General features: G+C 59.7%; 7 protein-coding genes and 2 pseudogenes. 7 read left to right on the top strand and 2 right to left on the bottom strand.

Annotated elements, in window-relative coordinates:
* The 3 genes from HMPREF1024_RS21125 to HMPREF1024_RS21135 all read left to right on the top strand — a co-directional run.
* Positions 1 to 526: ATP-binding cassette domain-containing protein (locus HMPREF1024_RS21125; RefSeq protein ID WP_009307782.1), on the top strand; the 526-nt coding region annotated here is incomplete at its 5' end.
* On the top strand, positions 526 to 1,512 hold the full coding sequence (locus HMPREF1024_RS21130; protein ID WP_004151236.1) for a putative FMN-dependent luciferase-like monooxygenase: 987 nt from the start codon (positions 526 to 528) through the stop codon (positions 1,510 to 1,512). The genes HMPREF1024_RS21125 and HMPREF1024_RS21130, both read left to right, overlap by 1 nt.
* 9 nt (positions 1,513 to 1,521) lie before the next feature.
* Positions 1,522 to 2,613, top strand: coding sequence for an alkylhydroperoxidase domain protein (locus HMPREF1024_RS21135; RefSeq protein ID WP_009307781.1), 1,092 nt, complete (start codon positions 1,522 to 1,524; stop codon positions 2,611 to 2,613).
* Positions 2,614 to 2,619: 6 nt separating this feature from the next.
* On the opposite strand, the gene araJ is transcribed toward HMPREF1024_RS21135, so the two are convergent.
* Positions 2,620 to 3,753 (bottom strand): MFS transporter AraJ, encoded by a 1,134-nt coding sequence (gene araJ, locus HMPREF1024_RS21140; RefSeq protein WP_032451318.1) that lies wholly within the window; start codon positions 3,751 to 3,753, stop codon positions 2,620 to 2,622.
* Positions 3,754 to 4,036: 283 nt separating this feature from the next.
* On the opposite strand from araJ, the gene HMPREF1024_RS21145 reads away from it, so the two are divergent.
* From HMPREF1024_RS21145 to HMPREF1024_RS32040, 4 genes and pseudogenes are all read left to right on the top strand, one after another.
* Positions 4,037 to 4,477 carry a VOC family protein gene (locus HMPREF1024_RS21145; protein WP_004176000.1) on the top strand — a complete coding sequence of 147 codons (441 nt, stop codon included), beginning with the start codon at positions 4,037 to 4,039 and terminating at the stop codon, positions 4,475 to 4,477.
* A gap of 67 nt (positions 4,478 to 4,544) precedes the next feature.
* Positions 4,545 to 5,363, top strand: coding sequence for a polyphosphate kinase 2 (gene ppk2 / locus HMPREF1024_RS21150; protein WP_004180084.1), 819 nt, complete (start codon positions 4,545 to 4,547; stop codon positions 5,361 to 5,363).
* 178 nt (positions 5,364 to 5,541) lie between these two features.
* Positions 5,542 to 5,727 (top strand): hypothetical protein, encoded by a 186-nt coding sequence (locus tag HMPREF1024_RS21155; protein WP_004175994.1) that lies wholly within the window; start codon positions 5,542 to 5,544, stop codon positions 5,725 to 5,727.
* Positions 5,724 to 6,049 (top strand): annotated as a pseudogene (locus HMPREF1024_RS32040) (CcdB family protein). Before HMPREF1024_RS21155 ends, HMPREF1024_RS32040 begins: the two are co-directional and overlap by 4 nt.
* 52 nt (positions 6,050 to 6,101) lie before the next feature.
* Here HMPREF1024_RS32040 and HMPREF1024_RS21160 read toward each other — a convergent pair.
* Positions 6,102 to 6,302, bottom strand: a pseudogene (locus tag HMPREF1024_RS21160) (formate dehydrogenase cytochrome b556 subunit); the annotation flags it as partial.

Below are 6,302 nucleotides of genomic sequence, written 5' to 3'. Positions count from 1 at the left end.
GAACCCCTTCGCTTCGCTCGACCCGCGCCAGACGCTGTTTGCGATTATCGAAGAGCCGTTAAAAAACTTTGAGCGCCTCAGCGCGGCGACGCGTCGCCAGCGTGTGGAGAGCGTTGCCGCCCGGGTGGCCCTGGCCCCCGAGCTGCTGTCGCGTACGCCGCGGGAGCTTTCCGGCGGCCAGCGCCAGCGGGTGGCGATTGCCCGGGCGCTGATCCTCGAGCCGGCGATACTGGTCCTTGACGAAGCGACCTCGGCGCTCGACGTCACCGTTCAGGCGCAGATCCTCGCCCTGCTGCAGCAGCTACAGCAGCAGCTGGGTCTGAGCTACCTGTTCATTACCCACGATCTGGCGACGGTCAGGCGGATCGCCGACAGCGTCACGGTGCTGCGCGCCGGCCAGGTGGTGGAGCATGGCGACGTAAACCGCCTGTTCGCCGCCCCGCAGCAGGCCTACACCCGCGAACTGATCGCCGCCATTCCCCAGATTTCCCCCCGCTTAGCACAGGCCCACACGGAGAACGCATAATGCCAAAACGCCTCGGTTTTTTTACCCGTCTGCTCGATCAGGGCTCCGCGCAAACGCGCTACCGGCTGGCGGCCGAACAGATCCGCCACGCGGAGCGTTTGGGCTTCGACAGCGCATGGATTGCCCAGCACCATTTTCATGAACAGGAAGGCGGCCTGCCTTCACCGCTGGTGTTTCTCGCCCACGTCGCGGCGCAGACCGACCGGATCCGCCTCGGTACAGCGATTATCACCTTGCCGATGGAAAATCCGCTGCGCGTCGCCGAAGACGCAGCGGTACTGGATTTACTCACCGACGGACGTCTGGAGGTGGGTTTTGGCTCCGGCGGCACGCCAACCTCGTTTCTGCCCTTCGGCCTGACCAGCGAGCAGCGCGGGGCGGCGTTTGCCGACCATCTGCACCTGATCCATAGCGCCTGGCGCGGCGACACGCTGAGCCACCCGGACAACCGTCTCTATCCGCCGGCGCCGCAGCTGGCGGAGCGTATCTGGATCGCCACCTTCTCGGCGGAGGGCGCTATCCGCGCCGGTCAGGCGGGACACGGGTTGATGCTGTCCCGCACTCAGCCACGGCCGCCCGGCGAGCCACGCCTGCCGCTGGACGCCATTCAGAACCCGATCATCGACGCCTACCTGGCGGCGCTGCCGGACGGCGTTGCGCCGCGGATCCTCGCCTCGCGCACCGCCTTCGTCGCCGACAGTCTCGCCCACGCCCTGCAGGTCGCCGAGCCCGGTCTGCGCAAGCAGGCAACTCAGCACCGGGCGGCGGGTCATACGATAGAAGGTGACAGTGTCACCGACTATCTGCAACAGCTGGATGCCCACGTTGGCGATCCTGAGCATGTTATTGCCTCCCTGGCGCAGGACAGCGTGCTGGCCCGCGCCACCGATATTTCGTTTCAGGTGCACTCGGTCGAGCCTTCGCACCGGGATACGCTGCGTTCCATTGAGCTGATCGCTCAGCATATTGCCCCCCACATCAGATAAGGAGTCCCCATGACGCTGAGTCAGGATATTCTGGCCGAACTGGCGGAGATCGCCCCCGGTTCCCCGCTCGTTCAGGCTCGCGCCGTCCGCGATGCCGCCACCCGTCACGCCCAGGGAAGTTATGAAGTGCTGTTCCGCCAGCAGGACGCTGACTTTCCTCTTGATGAACGCTTCGCGGTGGCCGCAAAGGTGGCGAAACTGCACCAGGCGGACGCGCTGGCGGCGCACTATGCCGGTTTCGGCCTCGCCGATCCGACCACCGATCGTCTGGTCCCGGCGCTGGCCTTTGCCCGCCTGCTCACCTTCACCCCCGTTGAAGCCACTCCCGGCGCGCTGCACACCTTAACCAGCGCGGGCTGGAGCCTGCGGGGCATCGTCACCCTGGCGCAGCTGGTAGCCTTTGTCAGCTTCCAGAGCCGACTGCTGCTGGGCCTGCGGGCGCTCAACCATAAGCCCATCGTCAGCGCAGATACGCCGCTGGTCGCCGGATACTGGCATACCACCCCGTACGCGCAGAGCGGCAAAGCGGCCCCGGTTCGCTTCACCCGCGACGAGCTGCACTGGGAACCCTGGCTGGCCGATAAACCGCTGGCGGAATTCAACGCTGAAGAACAGGCGATTCTGGCCAAATATGGCCATAGCGACTCCCCCTACTTTCGCCTGCTGGCGCGCAACCAGCCGGTGCTGGAGCAGCGGACCCTGACCGATAAGGGCATTTTCTATACCGCGGGAGGATTGCCGCGCGCCGAACGCGAGCTGGCCGCCACGGTCGCCAGTAAAATCAACGGCTGTATTTACTGCGCCTCGGTGCATGCCCGCAAAGCGGCGCAGCTGGCGAAGGACGAGACCGCCGTCGACACGCTGCTGGCGGTGACGCCGGGAGAGGATCTGCGCGACGGGCAATCGCCGCGCTGGCAGGCGGAAATCGACGCCGCCGCCGCGCTATCGGTGACGCCACCCGCATTAAACGCCGATCATCTGGCGGCGCTTGATGAGCAGGGCTTAGATACTCTGGCCCAGCTGGATCTGCTGCAGTCCGCGGCCTTTTTCGCCTGGGCCAACCGCCTGATGCTGACCCTGGGCGAACCCTGGCGTGAGTAGGCGTCGTTAATAAGCTTGTCGCCGCTGATGGCAGCCATAGATGAGCAAGGCGCTCATCGCCAGAAACGACAGCGCGGCGGCGGGGAGCGCCACGCTGTTCCAGCCAAAGCCCTGGGCGATCATCATTCCGCCGCAGAAGGCGCCAATGGCGCTGCCGAGGTTAAAGGCGATCTGTCCCCCGGCCGCCCCCAGCATCTCGCCGCCTTTGGCGTTCTGCAACAGCAGGATCTGCAGCGGCGCTGACAGGGCGAATAGTCCCGCGCAGCAGAGAAATGCCAGCGCCAGCGAAGCGACTTTGTGTTCACCGAAGGCAAAGATCAGCAGCAGCGTCACGGCTATGACCCCGTCGGTCATCGCCGCAATGCGCAGCGGGCTGTAGCGCCCGGAAATTTTGCCGCTGAACAGATTGCCGACCACCATTCCCAGCCCCGCCAGCATCATAATCAGCATCATCTTGCTTTCAGCAAAGCCGGATACATTGAGCATAAAGGGCTTGATATAGCTGAACCAGGCAAACACGCCGGCGTTACCGAACATGGTGGCGGCGAAAATCAGCCACGGCGCCGGGGAGGCCAGAAAACGGAACTGCTCGCGCAGCCGCGTGCTGGCCCGGTCATAAAGCGTGGGCACCCAGCAGAAGATCGCCAGAAATACCGCCACGTTAAATACCGCGATAAGCGCAAAGGTATAGCGCCAGCTGAAGTGATGCCCAAGCCAGGTGCCACCCGGGACGCCAACCAGGTTAGCGATCGTCATGCCGCCAATCATCCCCGCCACCGCGGCGGTCACCTTCCCCGGCGGCGCGATTTTCGACAGGATAATCGCGCCGACGCCAAAAAACGCCCCGTGGGGAAACCCGGAAACCAGCCGGCCAAGCGCCAGCATGGCGTAGCTACTGGAGAAGGTAAACAGGGTATTGCCGAGAATACACAGGCCAGCCAGGAACAGCATCACCGATTTCAGGGAAAACCGGCTGGAGAGCAGCGCCATGATCGGCGCGCCGATCACCACGCCGAAGGCATACCAGGCAATCATATTGCCGGCGGCGGGTATGGATATTCCGACATCGTGCGCCATATCCGGCAGCACGCCCATAATGCCAAACTCCGCCATGCCAAGTCCAAAGGTGCCCAGCGCCAGTGAAAAATCGTTTTTTCATACATCTTATAGGGATATTGAGAGCCGGCCGGCATTATTTACCATCCCGCCCCGACACACCAGCTAAAAACGCCCGACGGCAGTTTCCTCCATACAACAGCCTGATTCGTTCATGTTCCCCAGCCGCGTGGCATACCGGCGGCGTGGTTTCGCAGTAACAATCCCCTATCAAAATCAGTGAGCTCAAAGAGATAAACACCTCATTGATCTCAAGTTAACTTGAGGTTGTAAAGTCAAAACATCGTTCACCTTGGGAGAATTATCCATGCATAGTGTTGATGTCGGTTTTACTCATGTCGCCTTTACCGTCCGCTGTCTGGCCAGCAGCATCGATTTTTATACCCGCTATACCGCGATGACCGTCATTCACCAGCGCGAGCCCGACCTCCCCTCGGCGCGGAAAGTGGCATGGCTCAGCGACCGCACCCGGCCTTTCGCCCTGGTGCTGGTGCAAAGTGACGATCCGGCCGATACGCCGCTGGGACCGTTCGGCCATCTCGGCGTCGCCTGCGCCACCCAGGCCGAGATCGATGAGAAAGTGGCCCTCGCACGGCGGGAAGGTGTTTTACGCCGGGAGCCGGAGCAGCTGGGCGATCCGGTGGGCTATTTCGCTTTCTTTGCCGACCCGGACGGTAACACCCTGGAGCTGTCGTGGGGGCAGCGGGTGGGACTGGAAGTCATCCTGGCGGGAAAACCCGGCGAATAATTTTCCACCGCCTCGCCGGGGGAGGATTACACTTCAAAGGGATACCTCGGCAACACGGAGCATGGCGATGGGCAACAAGAAAAGCGGTAATCCGGTCGACACGGCGGCAAAAATCGCGCCGCTCGACAACAAAGCGTACGAGAAAGCGCTGCGCAAACTCCACGTTGAGCTGGTGAAACTGCAGCGCTGGGTAGTGCACAAAGGACTGAAAGTGTGCATTGTCTTTGAAGGCCGGGACGGCGCCGGGAAAGGCGGCACCATTAAGGCCATCACCGAGCGCGTCAGCCCGCGTATCTTTCGGGTCGTCGCCTTACCCTCGCCCACCGAGCGCGAAAAAAGCCAGCTCTACTTTCAGCGCTATATCAAGCATCTCCCGGCGGCCGGCGAAATCGTGATTTTCGATCGCAGCTGGTATAACCGCGCCGGCGTCGAACGGGTGATGGGCTTTTGTACGCCGGAGGAGGTGCAGAAGTTCCTCGACGGCGCGCCGATGGTGGAGCGCGGCATGGTCGAATCGGGCATTATTCTGCTCAAGTACTGGCTGGAGGTCTCTCCGCAGGAGCAGGAGCGCCGTCTGCGGGATCGCATCGACGACGGGCGTAAAATCTGGAAGCTCTCGCCGATGGACATTAAGTCTTTCAACCGCTGGGATGAATATACCGCTGCCCGCGACGCCATGTTCGCCGCCACCGATACCGCCTGGGCGCCGTGGTTCGTCGCCCGCTCGGAGGATAAAAAGCGCGTGCGTCTAAATATCATCACCCATCTGCTGTCGCAGATCCCCTATGAAGCTTTACCGGTGGAGCCTGTGACGCTGCCGAAGCGCAAAATTGGCAAAATGAAACAGACTAATTTTCCTTTCCGCTTCATTCCAGAGAAGTTTTGATTATTTCCCGTCGCGCTGGTTAATGCCAGCGCCAGGTTTATTACCATAACCATGAATATTTCAGGCTGTTACTTCCCTCTGGAAGCTGTCTCGCAAAATAAATATTAAACTTACTGCTGGTATTTATTTTTTAGTGGGTAAAGTAAATAATCACAGAACAAACCGCAAGGAGCCTATGATGAAAAGTAATACGCTACGTAAAAGACCCACTGACGTACCCGTCCAGAAGGCGTCAGAACAGCCAGGTAAGGATTTACGAGAAGCGGATAAACAGCGACAGCACAAGGAATTCATTGCCGCAATGAATGAATTTATTGCAAAAGGAGGCACTCTTACTGATGATGAATTTTTCAGGGTGCTATGATGCTTGAACAATTCAATGTTTATCGAAATTGTTCTGCTCAGACAAATAAAACCCTGCCATATTATATGATCGTGCAGAATGATTAATATGCAGACCTGGCCACGAGAGTCATTATTCCTTTAATTCGACCACAACAGTTACCACGCTGGCATCAGCATGTCGTACCAAGGATAAATATAGAATTTGACAGCTTTTTACTTGTACGCCAATGATCAGTAGCTTAAATAATAAACGGATCCCGCCACAGGATTTCGTCTGCAATCTGAGTCATGCGCGCCAGGGCGTTATCGATTCAATCGATACACTTATCACGAACTGCTGACTGCCGGGAACCCGCTCCGACATCTCCGGAGCGGGTTTCGCGCCGTGAAGGCTTACTTCATCCCTTCACGACTCTCTTTCATCGCTTCCAGGCGTTCGACATCGCGATACCAGCGCGGGTGGTGTTTCTTCGCCCAGCGGCGGCTCACCTTGCCTTCAATCATTCCCTTAATCGACCCCTTCACCCAGAACGCCATATACATATGGATAAGGATGGCGTGGATCAGAATGATGGCCGACGTCGCATGAATCAG

This window comes from Klebsiella sp. 4_1_44FAA, from assembly GCF_000238715.1.
Taxonomy (GTDB): Bacteria; Pseudomonadota; Gammaproteobacteria; order Enterobacterales; family Enterobacteriaceae; genus Klebsiella; species Klebsiella pneumoniae.
This window is presented reverse-complemented; position numbering and strand designations above follow the sequence as displayed.

Excerpts from the sequence above, each read along its gene's own strand:
- ppk2 (WP_004180084.1), top strand. The coding sequence starts at position 4,545 with ATGGGCAACAAGAAAAGCGGTAATCCGGTCGACACGGCGGCAAAAATC.
- HMPREF1024_RS21130 (WP_004151236.1), top strand. The coding sequence starts at position 526 with ATGCCAAAACGCCTCGGTTTTTTTACCCGTCTGCTCGATCAGGGCTCC.
- HMPREF1024_RS21135 (WP_009307781.1), top strand. The coding sequence starts at position 1,522 with ATGACGCTGAGTCAGGATATTCTGGCCGAACTGGCGGAGATCGCCCCC.
- HMPREF1024_RS21155 (WP_004175994.1), top strand. The coding sequence starts at position 5,542 with ATGAAAAGTAATACGCTACGTAAAAGACCCACTGACGTACCCGTCCAG.
- HMPREF1024_RS21145 (WP_004176000.1), top strand. The coding sequence starts at position 4,037 with ATGCATAGTGTTGATGTCGGTTTTACTCATGTCGCCTTTACCGTCCGC.